Below are 15,305 nucleotides of genomic sequence, written 5' to 3' on the forward strand. Positions count from 1 at the left end.
TGCTCCCGGATTCACCGGTGGGGGATCTCCTCCCCTGGGAGGATGCGATGAGAAGCCTGTGCCTGCTAAGTGCCGTTCGATGCAACGCCCGTGACGCGGAGCATGGGCGCACTGACGGACACGCTCGGTTTCTGGGCGCGTGCCCGTCCTAGCTCACGCCAGGCGACCAGCCGGTGCGGAAGGCACCGCATTCAGGAACGCCGGAGCGGCGAAACCGTGGTCGGTATAGGCGTCAACGACGGCGCGAGCCACCGCATCCACGGCGGTGGTATCCACCAGCGCGATGGCGCTGCCGCCGAAGCCACCCCCGGTCATGCGCGCACCGTGGGCGCCGGCATCGCGGGCGGCCTGCACGGCGACGTCGAGCTCGGGACAGGTGACCTCGTAGTCCACCCGCAGCGACTCGTGGCTGGCGTCCATGAGCGCTCCCGCCCGGGCCAGCTTCTCCCCGGCCAGCGGGGCGCCATCGCGCAGCAGTGCCACCAGGGCGCGGGTGCGGGCGATCTCGGTGATCACGTGCCGGGTGCGCGCCACCAGCACATCGGCATCATCCGCGCCGGAGGCGCGCAGCGTGGTCAGGGCGGCGTCGAGCCGGCCGCATCAATGTCCGCCAGCAGCGGCACGCCCAGGATGGCGGCGGCCCGCTCGCAGGCGTCCCGGCGGGCCCCGTACTGGCCGTCCACCAGGGAGTGCTTGGCCTTGGTGTCGATCACCAGCAGCGTCAGCCCCGCGGCCGCCAGGTCGAAGGGCACGTGCGTAACCGCCCCGTCCCGGCAGTCCAGTTCGAGGGCGTGACCGGCGTGGCAGCGCATGGAGGCGGACTGGTCCATACCGCCGGTGGGAGCACCCGCGATCTCGTTCTCGGCGCGGATGCAGGCCTCTACCAGGCGGGCGCGGCCGGCGTCGTCGGCTCATCCGCCGTTCCGGCCAGGCCGAGGGCGCACACTTCATCGAGGGCGACGGCGGTGGCGCACTCCAGGGCCGCAGAGGAGGACAGACCCCCGCCCAGCGGCACACAGGAGTACAGGGCGGCGTCGAAACCGTGCAGCGGGCCCAGCCCGTCCTGCTCCAGCGCCCAGGCGACCCCGGCCACGTAAGCGTTCCAGCCACGCACCTCGCCGGGGGTGCCCTTCGGGCCGATCGCGTCCAGATCCAGCACGTCGACGACCTCGCGCGTCTGCGGGGACACCAGCCGAATGGTGCGGTCCTCGCGCCGGCGCAGCGCCAGGTGAGCGCGGTGCGGCAGGGCGATCGGCAGCGCCAGGCCGCCGTTGTAGTCGGTGTGCTCTCCGATGACGTTGACGCGACCGGGCGCGTACCACACGCCGTCGGGCTCGGTGCCGAAGGCTTCACGGAACAGGCCGGTGGCGGCGTCCACGCCCTCCTGCGGGGTCAACGCGGGGGAGAAGACGGGCGCGGATCCGGCGACGGCGGCGGATGGGGTCTCGGTGCGCGACATGGGGCCATTCTGCCAGACGAAACCCTCCTGTGCGCGTCCCCGACGAGCTCCCGCTGAGGGCGCGAGCATGAGACCGCCTCCGGGATGTTCCCCGCCCCGCCGCGGGGGTAAGGTGCAGCTGCTGTTCCCCCACGCCGCCAAGAAGAGGAGTGCACGCCTCATGGACGTCCCCGCGCCCTCGCCCACCCAGTGCGTCCTCGGCGTGACCATCGCGCTGCCCGAGCCCTGGGCCACCCGGGTGCGCGGCGTGCGGGTGGCGGTCGGCGATCCTCACGGCAATGCGATCCCACCGCACGTGACCCTGCTGCCGCCCACTGCCGTGGAGAAGACGGCCCTGAATGCCGTGGCCGCGCATGTGATCCGGGTGGCGGCGCGCTCCGTCCCCTTCACCCTGCGTGTTGCCGGCGTGGGCACCTTCCGTCCGGTCAGCCCGGTGGTGTTCCTGGGCGTGGCCGAGGGCGGGCCCGCCATCGATGCTCTCCAGCAGGACCTGCGCGCCGCCGACGGGCCGCTCAACCGCGACCTGCGCTTCCCCTTCCACCCGCACGTCACCCTCGCCCATGAGGTCGACGACGCCGCCCTGGACCAGGCCGCCCGTGCCGGCCAAGACATCGCGGCGACCTTCGTGGTGGATCGTATCCACCTCCAACGACTCGCCCCGGACGGCAGCTGGGCCGCCCTGGCGACTCCAGCCCTGGGGGCGGCGGTGCACCCGGGCGGGACCGCAGACCCATTAGCCTGAGCGGGTGAACGCCGAGCCCCGCCCCAACCGGACCATCTCCGTGGCAGCCGCCACCGCGCCCGCCATCCACGCGATCATTCCCGCTGGCGGCGCCGGCACCCGGCTGTGGCCGCTCAGCCGCAAGGCCCGCCCCAAGTTCCTGCTGGACCTGACCGGTACCGGGCGCAGCCTGCTGCAGGGCACCGTCGCCCGCCTGGCCCCCCTGGCGGCGACGACGACGGTCGTCACCGGCGTCGCCCACGTCGCCGCCGTCGCCCGGCAACTCCCGGACCTGCCCGAGGAGAACCTGCTGGCCGAGCCGGCCCCGCGTGACTCCATGGCGGCCATCGGCCTGGCCGCCGCCCTGATCGCTCACCGCCACGGGCGTGAGGCGATCGTCGGCTCCTTCGCCGCCGACCACTTGGTGGCCGACGCCGCCGCCTTCCAGGACGCCGTGCGCCAGGCGGCCGCCCTCGCCGAGGCCGGCTGGCTGGTCACCATCGGCATCCAGGCCACCGGCCCATCCACCGCCTTCGGTTACATTCACGCCGGCGAGGCCCTGGACGTGCCCGGAGCCCCGGACGGGCGCCGCGTGCTCGACTTCGCCGAGAAGCCCGACGCCGCCACCGCCGCCCGCTACCTGGCCACCGGCGACTACCGGTGGAACGCCGGCATGTTCGTGGTGCGAGCCGGCGTGCTGCTCGACCACCTGGCGGCCAACCGGCCGGCGCTGGCCGCCGGTATCGAGGAGATAGCCGTCGCCTGGGACACCCCGGCGCGCGACGCCGTGATGTCGCGGGTGTGGCCCGGCCTGGAGGCGATCGCCATCGACCACGCCATCGCCGAGCCCGTGGCGGCCGCCGGCGGCGTGGCCACCGTCCCCGGCGATATGGGCTGGGACGACGTCGGTGGCTTCGACACCCTGGCCCAGCTGATCCCCGCCGTCGCCTCTGGCCCGGCCGCCGGAGTCGGCGTGCTGGGAGAGGCCGACGTGGAGGCGGTGGGCGCCGACGGCGCCCTGGTTGCCTCCAGCACCGGGCGCAAGGTGGTGCTGCTGGGGGTGCCCGGCGTCGTCGTGGTGGATACCCCCGACGCGCTGCTGGTGACCACCCCGGAGCGTGCCCAGGACGTCAAGGGCGTCGTTGACCGGCTCAAGGCGGCCGGACGGGACGCACTCCTGTGACCGGACCGGGCGCGTCGGCCTGACCGGCGGGCACCACGTCGGCTCGTGCCCCGCACCTGCAAGTCCTGCAAAAGACTGCAAGACGGGCGTCGGCAGGAGGCGGCAACCGGCATCATTGCGGGCTGAAAGATAACTGGGGCGTGGGTCACGTCATGGTCGCAATGCGGCGCTGTGGTGCCGATTGTGAAGCAGAACGCGGGGAAGCGTCTATCCTTGATATCCGAGCCCGCGCCATCCCGGCCAGCTCCTTGCAAGGGCGCAAGCCCGTATCCCATCTGGAGACACGACCGTGAAGAAGAAGTATCCCGCTATTACGCTCAGCCTGGTCGCAGCGCTGTCGCTTGCCGCCTGTGGCTCGGCCCCCGACTCCTCCGGCGGAGACACCGGCGATTACCTCGCCTGCATGGTGTCCGACGAGGGCGGGTTCGACGACCAGTCCTTCAACCAGTCCGGCAAGGAGGGCCTGGACCGCGCCGCTGCCGACTTCGGCGTGCAGACGAAGGTGGTCGAGTCCCAGTCGGTCGCCGACTACCCCACCAACGTCGACTCCCTGGTCCAGCAGAACTGCAACTTGATCATCGGTGTCGGCTTCAACCTCTCCGCGGACCTGACCACCGCAGCCCAGGAGAACCCGGACATCAACTTCGCCCTCATCGACTACAGGTTCACGGATTCAAACGGCGAGGTCGTAGAGCTGGACAACGCCAAGCCACTGGTCTTCAACACCGCCGAGGCCGCCTATCTCGCCGGCTACGTCGCTGCCGGCACGACTCAGACCGGCACTGTCGCCACGTACGGGGGTGGAGTCCTTCCCACCGTGCAGATCTTCATGGAGGGCTTCGCCAGGGGGGTGGAGAAGTACAACGAGGACAATGGTGCCGACGTGGAGGTCCTCGGTTGGGACCCCGACAACCCGGGCTCCGGCTCCTTCGTGGGCAACTTCACCGACACCCCCGTGGGCCAGCAGTACACCGAGCACTTCCTGTCCCAGGGTGCCGACATTGTGATGCCGGTGGCCGGCCCGGTCGGCTCCGGCACGATTGCGGCGATCAAAGCGGCCGGTGACGACAACAACGGGATCGTTTGGGTGGACGCCGACGGCTACCTCACCACCGAGTCCATCGGCGGCAGCCAGTACATGCTGACTTCCGTTATGAAGGGCATCGACACGGCCGTCTACGACACCGTCAAGGAGGCCTCGGAGGGCAACTTCACCTCCGATCCCTTCATCGGCACCCTCGCCAATGACGGCGTGTCCATCGCCGACTACCACGACTGGTCCGACCGGGTCCCCGACGACGTGAAGGAGCAGGTCGAGGTGCTCAAGCAGCAGATCATCGACGGTACGCTCGACGTCTCCACGCAGTACGACCCGTCCTGATCGGCTCCGCGCCAATCAACCCGGTGACGCCGTCGTCCTTGACGGGGCGGCGGCGTCATTGTCGTCCGGGTGGTGCCCATGCCGACGCCGCCCGGACGATAATCCATTCCCTATCCACTAACCCCACCAGTACTGTCTGAACCCACAGGAAGCGAGCCCCTCGTGTTGCTCGAGCTCCGCGGAATTACCAAGATCTTCGGATCTCTCGTGGCCAACGACCACATCGACGTCACCGTCGAACCCGGCCAGATCCATGCCCTCCTGGGCGAGAACGGTGCCGGCAAGTCAACGCTGATGAACGTCCTGTACGGCCTGTACGATCCTGACGACGGCGAGATCCTCATCGACGGCCAGCCGGTCGCCTTCAAGGGCCCCGGTGATGCCGTCGCCGCCGGCATCGGCATGGTGCACCAGCACTTCATGCTCGTGCCCGTGTTCACCGTGGCCGAGTCCGTGGCCCTGGGCTACGAGCCGGTCGGCAAGGCCGGCATCATCGACACCAAGGCCGCCGCCGCGAAGGTGCGGGAGATCTCCGAACGCTTCGGCTTCGACGTAGACCCGGACGCCTACATCGAGGACCTGCCCGTGGGCGTGCAGCAGCGGGTCGAGATCATCAAGGCGCTGTCCCGTGACGCCAAGGTGCTCATCCTGGATGAGCCCACTGCCGTGCTCACCCCGCAGGAGACCGACGAGCTGATCGCCATCATGCGCGACCTTAAGGCCGCCGGCACCTCCATCGTGTTCATCACCCACAAGCTGCGTGAGGTGCGGGAGGTCGCCGACACCATCACCGTCATTCGCCGCGGTAAGGTGGTCGGCACCGCCGAGCCCACCGCCTCCCAGACGGAGCTCGCCGGCCTCATGGTCGGCCACTCCGTCTCGCTCACGGTGGACAAGGACGCCCCGAAACTGGGCGCCGTCGGCCTGGAGCTTGAGAACATCAGCCTGGTCGACGAGGGCAGTACCCTGCTCGACGACGTCAGCCTCCAGGTCCGCTCCGGCGAGATCGTTGGCGTGGCCGGAGTGCAGGGCAACGGGCAGACCGAGCTTGCCGATGTGCTGCTGGGGCTGCGCGCCCCCACCGTCGGCTCCGTGCGCTTCGGCGAGCAGGACGTCACCAGTCTAGGAGTACACCAGCGCATCGGCGCCGGCCTCGGCTTCGTCCCCGAGGACCGCTCCACCGACGGCATGGTTGCCGCGTTCTCCGTGGCCGAGAACATGATCCTGGATCGCTTCGACGACCCCGCCTTCGGTTCGGGCCCGTCCATCAGCCCCACCAAGGTCCGCAGCCACGCCGAGCAGCTGCGCGACGAGTTCGACGTGCGCGTCACCGACGTCGCCGACCCCATCTCCACCCTGTCGGGTGGCAACCAGCAGAAGGCGATCCTCGCCCGCGAGCTGTCCCGCCAGCTGAAGGTCCTGGTGGCCTCACAGCCCACCCGGGGGCTCGACGTCGGCTCCATCGAATTCGTCCACAAGCGCATCGTGCAGGAGCGCGACAACGACACCGCCGTGTTGATCATCTCCTCCGAGCTGGATGAGATCTACTCCCTGTCAGACCGTATCGCCGTCATGTACCGCGGCCGGATCGTCGGCGTCGTGCCGCCGGACACACCCCGCGACGTGCTGGGCCTCATGATGGCCGGCGTCCCCCTCGACCAGGCCCGCGCCCAGGAGGAGAACCGATGAGCGAAGCCACCCCCGCAGCCCAACGCGCCCAGGCACAGCCGGAACGCCCCGGCATTCTGCGTCAGATCGCCGAATCCAGCGCCCTGATGGGCGTACTCGCCGTCTTTTCCGCCATGATCGTCGGCTCACTGCTGATCCTGTTCGCCGACGACAACGTGCGCACCACGGCTGGTTACTTGTTCGCCCGCCCCAGTGATTTCTTCGGCGCGGTCGGCTCATGCCTGGTGGACGCCTACGCGGCCATGCTCCGCGGCGGCATCTTCGACTGGCAGGCCTCCTCGGCCGCGCGCATGTGGCGCCCCATCACCGAGACCCTCACCGTGGCCACGCCGCTGATCCTGGCGGGTCTGGGCATGGCGGTGGCCTTTAGGGCCGGCCTGTTCAACGTCGGTGGGCAGGGGCAGATCATCCTCGGCGCCATCGTTGGCGGCTATGTCGGCTTCGCCTGGGACCTGCCCAGCGGGCTGCACATGCTGGTGGCGGTGCTAGGCGCCATCCTCGGCGGCGCCCTGTGGGGTGCCATTCCCGGCGTGCTGCGCGCCACCACCGGCGCCAGCGAGGTCATCACCACCATCATGCTCAACTCTGTGGGCGGCTACCTGTTGGCCCACATGCTGACCACGGCCGCCTTCATCGGTGCGGGCAACGCGAACCCCAAGTCGCTGCCGGTGGCCGCCAGCGCTCAGTACCCCAAGCTGATTGGCGGTCCCTTCCGCCTGCACTTGGGCTTCATCGTGGCCCTGCTGGCCGCCTTGTTCGTGTGGTGGCTGTTGGAGCGCAGCGAGATCGGCTTCCAGTTCCGCGCCACCGGCCTGAACCCGCAGGCGGCGCTGACCGCCGGCATCAACGTGTCCCGGATCACCGCCCTGGTCATGGTCGTCTCCGGTGCCCTGTGCGGGCTGGCCGCGACCGCCCCGGTGCTCGGCACCCAGCATTACTTGACCGGCTCGGTGGCCGGAAGCATCGGCTTCGATGCCATGACCGTGGCCCTGCTGGGGCGTTCCACCCCGCAGGGCACCGTACTGGCCGGGCTGCTGTTCGGGGCCCTGACCGCCGGCGGCACCACCATGCAGGCCGCCACCGGCACCCCGATCGACATCGTGCTGGTGTTGCAGTCCATGATCGTCCTATTCATCGCGGCCCCGCCGCTGGTGCGGGCCATCTACCACCTGCCCGCACCCGGTTCCTGGCGGCGCCGCCGCCGCGAGGTCGTCGACGCCGTCGCCGCCCCGGCCGCCGCCGAAAAGAAGGAGGCCTGAGCCATGACCGCCTCACCCACCGCCGCGCCGACCCGCGACGCCCGCCCGGAAGCGGAGCCGGCCGCCGTCGTCGAGCCGATCGCCTACAAGCTGCCGATCACCGGCGCCGTCGTAGTCATCCTGGAACTGTTGATGGGCCTGGTCAGCCACGGCGACACCCGTTTCCAGCTGGCGACCAAGGCCGACTTCCTGCAGATTCCTGTGCTCACCCTCGGTTCCCGTCCCGTGATCGTGGTGATGGTGCTGCTGGCCGCGGCGGTCACCGCCTACATGTGGGTGCGCGCCGTGTACCGTGCCCCGATCCCCACCTGGGCGGGGCTGGTGCTGGGAGCCAGCTTCATCATCACCTTCCTCACGTGGTCCGGCGCCGGGCGCTCCACCGTCATCCCGCTGGTGACGATCCTGTCCTCCACCCTCGCCCTATCCGTGCCGCTGGTATTCGGCGGGCTCGCCGGCGTGGTGGGGGAGCGCTCGGGCACCATCAACATCGCCATTGAGGGGCAGCTGCTGGGCGGCGCCTTCCTCGGCGCGGTGGTCGCCTCCATAACCGGCTCCGCCTGGGCCGGTATGGTCGTCGCCCCCTTCGCCGGCATTCTGGTGGCCCTACTGCTGGCGCTGTTCGGCCTGAAGTACCGGGTCAACCAGATCGTCGTCGGCGTGGTGCTGAACGTATTCGTCTCCGGCCTGACCAGCTTCCTGTTCTCCACCGTGCTCAGCGACAACCCCACGCGGCTTAACGCCTCCATGCGCCTGCCTACCCTGCCGATTCCGGTGCTCTCCCAAATCCCGGTCATCGGTCCGGTGCTGTTCCGGCAGACGATCCTGGTGTACATGATGTACGCGGCCGTGGCGGTGCTGTCCTTCATGCTGTTCCGCTCCCGCTGGGGCCTGCGCATGCGCGCCTGCGGCGAGCACCCGCGGGCCGCGGACACCGTCGGCATCAACGTCATGCGCACCCGCGTGAACAACCTGATGCTGGGCGGCGCGCTGGCGGGGCTGGGCGGCGCCTTCTTCACCATCGGCTCCGGCCTGGCCTTCACCAAGGACATGTCGTCGGGCAACGGTTACATCGCCCTGGCCGCCATGATCCTGGGTGCCTGGAACCCCATCGGCACCCTGTACGCCGCGCTCCTGTTCGGCTTCGCCACCGCGGTGGGGCAGACGCTGTCCGTCATCGGCTCCCCGATCCCGGCGAACATCATCTTGATGATCCCCTACATCGTGACCGTCTTCGCCGTCGCCGGCTTCGTGGGGCGCGTGCGCGCCCCTGCCGCCGAGGGGGTGCCGTATCCGTGATCGGTGCCGATAGCCGCCCGGCCGCGCCCGTCCGGGCCGCTTCCGACCCCGCCGCTGCGGTCGTCGATGCGGACACCTGGGCGCGGTTGCGGGCGTTGGCCACCGAAGCCATGAGGTGCGCCTACGCGCCCTACTCCCACTTCCGGGTGGGGGCGGCCGCCCTGGTCGAGGACGGCCGCCTCGTGTCCGGCTGCAACGTGGAGAACGCCGGCTACGGGGTCACGCTGTGTGCCGAGTGCGGGCTGGTATCCGAACTCGTGCGCACCGGCGGCGGCCGCCTGGTCGCCTTCGTGTGCGTCGACGGCGACGGGCAGGACTGCTCCCCGTGTGGTCGCTGCCGCCAGGTCCTCGCCGAACACGCGCACCCGCACATGCTGCTGGCCATGCCATCGGGGCTGATGACCATCGATGAAGTGCTTCCCGATCGCTTCACGAATGCTGATATCGCCCGGGTCACCGGCGCATCCGCACCCGTACCAGAAGGAGACCGGCCGTGACCGCATCCGCCAATCCCGCCCCCGCCGCCCCGGCGTCCGGCGTGGAGCCCTTTGACGCCGTCGACGTGATCGCCGCCAAGCGCGACCGCCAGCGGCTCACCGACGCCCAAATCGACTGGGTGGTCGACGCCTACACCCGCGGCGTCGTGGCCGATGAGCAGATGAGCGCCCTGGCCATGGCGATCTACCTCAACGGCATGGACCGCGGGGAGATCGCCCGCTGGACCGATGCCATGATCCGCTCCGGGCAGCGCATGGACTTCTCCTCCCTGGGGCGCCCCACCGCGGACAAGCACTCCACCGGCGGCGTGGGCGACAAGATCACCCTGCCCCTGGCGCCGCTGGTAGCCGTCTTCGGCGTCAGCGTTCCGCAGCTGTCCGGCCGCGGTCTGGGGCACACCGGCGGCACCCTAGACAAGCTCGAGTCCATCTCCGGCTGGCGGGCAGCGCTGAGCAACGACGAGATCCTGACGATGCTCTCCGCCTCCGGTCCCGGCGCCGTCATCTGCGCCGCCGGCAGCGGGCTGGCCCCCGCCGACAAGAAGCTGTACGCGCTGCGCGACACCACCGCCACCGTCTCCTGTGTGCCGCTAATCGCCTCCTCCATCATGAGCAAGAAGATCGCCGAGGGCACCGGTGCGCTGGTCCTGGACGTCAAGGTCGGCTCCGGCGCGTTCATGAAGGAACTCGAACAGGCGCGCGAACTGGCGCAGACCATGGTGGCGCTCGGCACCGACGCGGCGTGGTCACGCGTGCCCTACTCACCGACATGTCCACTCCGCTGGGGCTCACCGCCGGCAACGCCTGGAGGTGCGTGAAGCCGTCGAGGTGCTGTCCGGTGGGGGACCGACCGACGTCGTCGACCTGACCGTGGCGTTGGCAAGCGAGATGCTCGACGCCGCCGGACGGCCGGTGGACGAGGCGGAGTTGCGCACCGCCCTGGGCGACGGGCGCGCCATGGACGTGTGGCGGGAGATGATCCGCCGGCAGGACGGCGATCCCGATGCCCCCCTGCCCGTAGCGCCGGAGACCGAAACGATCAGTGCCGTCGAGGACGGCGTGCTCACCCGCCTGGATGCGTTGGGCGTGGGGGTGGCGGCGTGGCGACTGGGCGCCGGGCGCGCCCGCAAGGAGGATCCGGTGCAGGCGGTCGCCGGCGTGGAGATGCACGCCAAGCCGGGCGACACGGTACGCGCGGGGCAGTCGCTGCTCACGCTGCACACCGCCACCCCGGAGCGCTTCGCCCGCGCTCGCGCCGCGCTGGAGGACGCGATCGCCGTATGCCCGGCGGACTCGCCCGAGGCGCGCGCCGCCGTGGCCCGCAGCCGCGCCGGCGTGGTCCTGGACCGGATCGTCTGAAGGCGCGCCATGGACGTCCGCACCCGCACCGCCGCATGCGCGCCCCGGGTAAGCGTGGCGAACTCACGGCTGCGCGTGGGCGGACTCACCGCCGCCGGTGACGCCATCACCCTCACCCAGTGCGATGCCACCACCTGCGGCGCCACCACCATCCTGGCCGCCCGGCTCCTGCTGGGCCTGCCGCTCGACAAGGAGATTTCGCTCCCGGACGCCGAGGCGGCCCGCCCCGGCCGTGCGCTGCAGAAAGTCCTGGCCGCCCGCCAACGCGCCCTGCAGCGCGCCATGAACCGGCACGCCCGCGGTCCCCTCGGCCCGCTGCCGTGGACGCGGCATCTGGGCTCGACTCCTTGGGCGGTGGCCGCGGAGCTGACGCGCGCTCTGCGGCAGGTACGCCCCGACGTCGGGGAGAGCGCCGTGACCTGGGTGGGCGACGGCGGCGTCGGCTGGGACGACGTCGTCGCGGAACTGCGCACGCGGCTCGCCGACGGCGTTCCCGCCATCCTGCTTACCGGCGGCCCCCTGCTCGGGCGCGCGGACGCCTCCGGACGGGTACAGCGTGCCCTGCACACCGCCTTGTCCGTACCCATCCCGCGGCACTACACGCTGGCCGTGCCCTGGCCATTGATCGGCCGCGCCGACCCGGGCCCCGGGCACATCCACCTGTACGAGCCTGCCTCCGGCACGGTGCGCGCGCTGGACCTGCTCGCCCCACGTGCGCGAAGCGGGCCGGGCCCCCGCGAGCTGGGCGGCTGGCCCCGTGTGCTTGCCGTGATTGCCCCACCACTAGCCTTGACTGAAGAGAACTGACGAAAGGAACGCCATGTCCACCCGCGCGGAAGTCGCCTCCATTATCGACCACACCCTGCTCAAGCCGGAGGCCACCGGCGCGCAGGTCGCGGAGCTGATCGCCCAGGGTGCCGAGCTCGGCACCTACTCGGTGTGCGTCTCGCCCAACCAGCTGCCCGTCGAGGCACCCGTCGGGCTGCATGTGGCCACCGTCTGCGGGTTCCCCTCAGGCGCACACGCCACCGCCGTCAAGGTCGCCGAGGCCGCCGACTCCGTCGCGAAGGGTGCGGACGAGGTGGACATGGTGGTCAACCTCAAGCTCGTCAAGGAGCACGACTACGCCGCGGTCGAGGCGGACATTCGTGCCGTTAAGGAGGCCGTGGGCGGCAAGCTGCTGAAGGTGATCATCGAGTCGGCCGTGCTCACGGACGACGAGATCGTCGCGGTCTGCCGGGCCGCCGAGGCCGCTGGCGCGGATTACGTGAAGACCTCCACCGGCTTCCACCCCGCCGGCGGCGCTTCGGTGCACGCCGTGGAGCTCATGCGCGCCACCGTGGGGGACCGCCTGGGCGTGAAGGCGTCCGGAGGCATCCGAACTGCGGCTGATGCACTGGCCATGATCGAGGCCGGTGCATCCCGGCTGGGCGTATCCGCCACCGTCGCCATCCTCGAAGGCCTGCCCGCCTGAACTCGCCGCGACCGGCACTGGTACCGGCTCCGCCGAACGCTTGCGCGGCGTCGCCCACGCCAGGTGGGCGACGCCGCGCGTCATGTCAACCGGTTTCGGCGTGTCACTGGTGCCGACTTCGGTGCTGGTGCTTTGCGGGCGTGGGCGCTCAGATGCCTCAGATGTCCAGGACTACCTCAGATACCCAGGACGCCGCGCAGGTCGGCCTTGATGTCCTCCAGGCGCTTGGCGGCGGCGCGGCGCGCCACCTCCACGGGCTCGTCGACGGCGACGGGCATGACCACCTCGCAGTAGCACTTGAGCTTCGGCTCGGTGCCCGAGGGGCGCACGACCACGCGGTCGTTGGCCGCAGTCTTGAAGATGAGGCCGTCCGTGGCGGGCAGACGCTCCCCGTTTCCGTTGTTGGCTCCGTCCATCAGGTCGAAGACATCCACCACGGGCGAGCCCGCCAGTGACGCCGGGGCCCCGCCGGCGCGCAGCCGCTCCATGGCGTTGGTGATGAAGTTGCGGTCCTCCACCCGCACGCTCAGCGGGCTGGTGGCGTACAGGCCGTGCTCACGCGCCAGCCGGTCCAACAGGTCGTCGAGTGTGCGTCCCTGCTGCTTGAGTGTGGAGGCCAGCACCGCCAGGCGCACGGAGGCGGAGATGCCGTCCTTATCCCGCACCGCGGCCGGGTCCACGCAGTAGCCCAGCGCCTCCTCGTAGCCGAACACCAGGTTGGGTTCGCGGCTGATCCACTTGAAGCCGGTTAACGTGTTGCGGTGCGCGAGTCCGTGGGCCTGCGCGATCTTGCGCAGCAGACGGGAGGAAACGATGGAGTTGGCCAGCACGCCGGTGCCGTTGAAGGCCGCCAGCTCGGCGGCCTGCTCGCCCAGCAGGGAGCCGACCTCATCGCCGGTCAGCTGCCGCCAGCCGCCGCAGACGTGTGCATCGGGGACGGCGGCCGAGCAGCGGTCGGCATCAGGGTCGTTGGCGATGATCAGGTCCGCGCCGACCTCGCGGGCACGCGCAAAGGCCAGGTCCAACACGCCGGGCTCCTCCGGGTTGGGGAAGGTGACGGTTGGGAAGTCCGGGTCCGGGTCGAACTGCTCGGGCACCACCACGACGTCGTCGAAACCCGCTCGGGACAGCACCTCCCGGCAGATCTCCCCGCCCACGCCGTGCATGGCGGTCAGCACAATCTTCAGCGGGGCGACGGCCTGGGTGCGGGCCGCCTTGACCGCCCGCTGCACGTATTGCTCGACCATGTCCGCGCCGATCGTCTCCCAGCCATCCTCGGGCATGGGCACGGAGGCGAGCGGGCCGACGGCGGCGATCTTCTCCGCAATACCGGTGTCGTGTGGCGGGACGATCTGTGCGCCTTGACCCGAACCGGTTACCGCGCGCCCACCCAGGTAGACCTTGTAACCGTTGTCCTGCGGTGGGTTGTGCGAGGCGGTCACCATGACGCCGGCGTCGGCGCCCAGACGGCGCAGAGCGAAGGCGAGGACCGGTGTGGGGCAGTGGGTGTCGAACAGGATGGCGTGGCCGCCCGCGCCGGTGACGACGGCGGCGGTGTCGCGGGCGAAGCGGGCCGATCCGTGGCGGGCATCGTAGCCGATAACCACGCGGAACCCGTCGCCCAGCATGTCATGCAGGTAGGCGGACAGTCCGGCGGCGGCGCGAATCACGACGACGCGGTTCATGCGGTTGGGGCCACCGCCCAGGCACCCGCGCAGCCCGGCGGTGCCGAACTGGAGTGTGCCGGAGAAGGCGTCGGTCAGTGCGGCGGTAGCGCCAGCATCGCCATTACGGTGAGCGGAGAGCAGCTCCGTCAGTTCCCTGCGGGTGTCGGGGTCCGGATCCTCGGTGATCCAGGCGTTCACGGCGGCGTCGAGTTCATCGGCGGCCGCACGCTGGTGCGCATCTGTCATGGGGCGACCGTACCGTGTTGGCGTCTGCGCAGGCCCCGCCAGTGACCGCTGTCATGGGTGGTGGTGAGCACATCGGACGCACAGGAACCAGACTCGCCCTGTGTGCTGCCGCGGCCTCCGGGTGGGATGCTGGATCATGCCCCGTATGACTAAGGACACCAAAGGCGGCAACAAGCCACGCGTAAAGAACGGCTCGCGCGAGACCTACCGCAAGGGCCCGGTGATGCTCCGCGGCGCCCAGATCCCTACTCGTACCACCGACGCCCGGCTGCTCGACCGCCGCGGCGACACCGACTGGCTGCACGCCGATCCCTGGCGCGTGCTGCGCATCCAGTCGGAGTTCGTGGAGGGCTTCGGCGCACTGGCGGAGGTCGGTCCGGCGATCAGCCTGTTCGGCTCCGCCCGTACCCCAGCCGGGGACCCGAACTACGTCCTGGCCGAGCAGATCGGGGCGGGACTTGCCGACTCCGGCTACGCCGTCATCACCGGCGGCGGTCCCGGCATTATGGAGGCGGCCAACAAGGGGGCGCGTGAGGCGGGTGGCATCTCCGTGGGGCTGGGCATCGAGCTGCCCCACGAGCAGGGCATGAACGATTACGTTGACCTGGGCGTGAACTTCCGGTACTTCTTCGCCCGCAAGACCATGTTCCTGAAGTACTCCGACGGCTTCGTGATCATGCCGGGCGGCATGGGCACGCTCGACGAGCTGTTCGAGGCCGTGACCCTGGTGCAGACCCAGAAGGTGCCCTCCTTCCCGATCGCCCTGGTCGGCTCACAGTTCTGGGGCGGGTTGGTGGACTGGCTGCGCGACACGCTGGTGCAGGCGGCCACGATCGACGCCGACGACGTCGCCCTGCTGCGGGTGGTCGATACCGCCGAGGACGCGGTCGACTTCGTGGTCGACGCCGCTCGCACCATGCGCGCCAACGGGCTCACTCGTACCCCCGACCGGTCGGAGTGGACCGCCGAGTAACGCGGGCGCGGGCCGCTAGCGGCCGCCGTGAGGCCACTGTGAGGGGGCGCGTAGGCGGCCCGCCCTGGGCAGGCCTGCAGGCGTGGACTCAGCCACGTTTC

The 15,305-nt window shown here is 70.4% G+C and carries 11 protein-coding genes and 2 pseudogenes; 11 read left to right on the forward strand and 2 right to left on the reverse strand.

Translation table 11 applies throughout. The features are described from left to right. Positions 1 to 153: 153 nt before the first annotated feature. Positions 154 to 1,459 (reverse strand): annotated as a pseudogene (galK, locus tag BW737_RS06080) (galactokinase). A 67-nt stretch (positions 1,460 to 1,526) separates the two neighbouring features. Between galK and BW737_RS06085 the strand changes: the two are divergent. The 10 genes and pseudogenes from BW737_RS06085 to deoC all read left to right on the forward strand — a co-directional run bounded on the left by BW737_RS06085 (position 1,527) and on the right by deoC (position 12,318). Next, the gene (locus BW737_RS06085; protein WP_257210541.1) at positions 1,527 to 2,201 is read left to right on the forward strand and encodes a 2'-5' RNA ligase family protein; all 675 of its coding nucleotides are present in this window, start codon (positions 1,527 to 1,529) and stop codon (positions 2,199 to 2,201) included. Between the two features lie 4 nt (positions 2,202 to 2,205). Further along, positions 2,206 to 3,363, forward strand: a complete 1,158-nt coding sequence (locus tag BW737_RS06090) for a mannose-1-phosphate guanylyltransferase (RefSeq protein ID WP_086615677.1) — start codon at positions 2,206 to 2,208, stop codon at positions 3,361 to 3,363. A 289-nt stretch (positions 3,364 to 3,652) separates the two neighbouring features. Further along, entirely contained in the window at positions 3,653 to 4,744 is a 1,092-nt protein-coding gene (locus BW737_RS06095) for a BMP family lipoprotein (protein ID WP_086615678.1), read from the forward strand. Between the two features lie 162 nt (positions 4,745 to 4,906). Further along, a complete protein-coding gene (locus BW737_RS06100) occupies positions 4,907 to 6,433 on the forward strand; it encodes an ABC transporter ATP-binding protein (RefSeq protein ID WP_086615679.1) in 1,527 nt (508 codons plus the stop codon). Then, positions 6,430 to 7,692, forward strand: coding sequence for an ABC transporter permease (locus BW737_RS06105; RefSeq protein ID WP_086615680.1), 1,263 nt, complete (start codon positions 6,430 to 6,432; stop codon positions 7,690 to 7,692). The genes BW737_RS06100 and BW737_RS06105 overlap by 4 nt, the downstream gene beginning before the upstream one ends. Positions 7,693 to 7,695: 3 nt before the next feature. Beyond that, a complete protein-coding gene (locus tag BW737_RS06110) occupies positions 7,696 to 8,988 on the forward strand; it encodes an ABC transporter permease (RefSeq protein WP_086615681.1) in 1,293 nt (430 codons plus the stop codon). A gap of 110 nt (positions 8,989 to 9,098) precedes the next feature. Continuing rightward, positions 9,099 to 9,485 carry a cytidine deaminase gene (locus BW737_RS06115; RefSeq protein ID WP_086615687.1) on the forward strand — a complete coding sequence of 129 codons (387 nt, stop codon included), beginning with the start codon at positions 9,099 to 9,101 and terminating at the stop codon, positions 9,483 to 9,485. A 41-nt stretch (positions 9,486 to 9,526) separates the two neighbouring features. Then, a pseudogene (locus BW737_RS06120) lies at positions 9,527 to 10,844 on the forward strand (thymidine phosphorylase). Positions 10,845 to 10,853: 9 nt separating this feature from the next. Further along, a complete protein-coding gene (locus tag BW737_RS06125; RefSeq protein ID WP_086615682.1) occupies positions 10,854 to 11,651 on the forward strand; it encodes a hypothetical protein in 798 nt (265 codons plus the stop codon). A gap of 13 nt (positions 11,652 to 11,664) precedes the next feature. Further along, positions 11,665 to 12,318, forward strand: a complete 654-nt coding sequence (gene deoC / locus BW737_RS06130; RefSeq protein WP_086615683.1) for a deoxyribose-phosphate aldolase — start codon at positions 11,665 to 11,667, stop codon at positions 12,316 to 12,318. 176 nt (positions 12,319 to 12,494) lie between these two features. Here deoC and BW737_RS06135 read toward each other — a convergent pair whose 3' ends face one another. Continuing rightward, positions 12,495 to 14,231 carry a phospho-sugar mutase gene (locus BW737_RS06135; RefSeq protein ID WP_086615684.1) on the reverse strand — a complete coding sequence of 579 codons (1,737 nt, stop codon included), beginning with the start codon at positions 14,229 to 14,231 and terminating at the stop codon, positions 12,495 to 12,497. Positions 14,232 to 14,376: 145 nt separating this feature from the next. Here BW737_RS06135 and BW737_RS06140 point away from each other — a divergent pair, with 145 nt between their 5' ends. Then, complete coding sequence (locus BW737_RS06140) at positions 14,377 to 15,204, forward strand: LOG family protein (RefSeq protein ID WP_086615685.1); 828 nt, start codon at positions 14,377 to 14,379, stop codon at positions 15,202 to 15,204. Positions 15,205 to 15,305: the final 101 nt, after the last annotated feature.

Source organism: Actinomyces ruminis (assembly GCF_002154335.2).
GTDB lineage: Bacteria > Actinomycetota > Actinomycetes > Actinomycetales > Actinomycetaceae > Actinomyces > Actinomyces ruminis.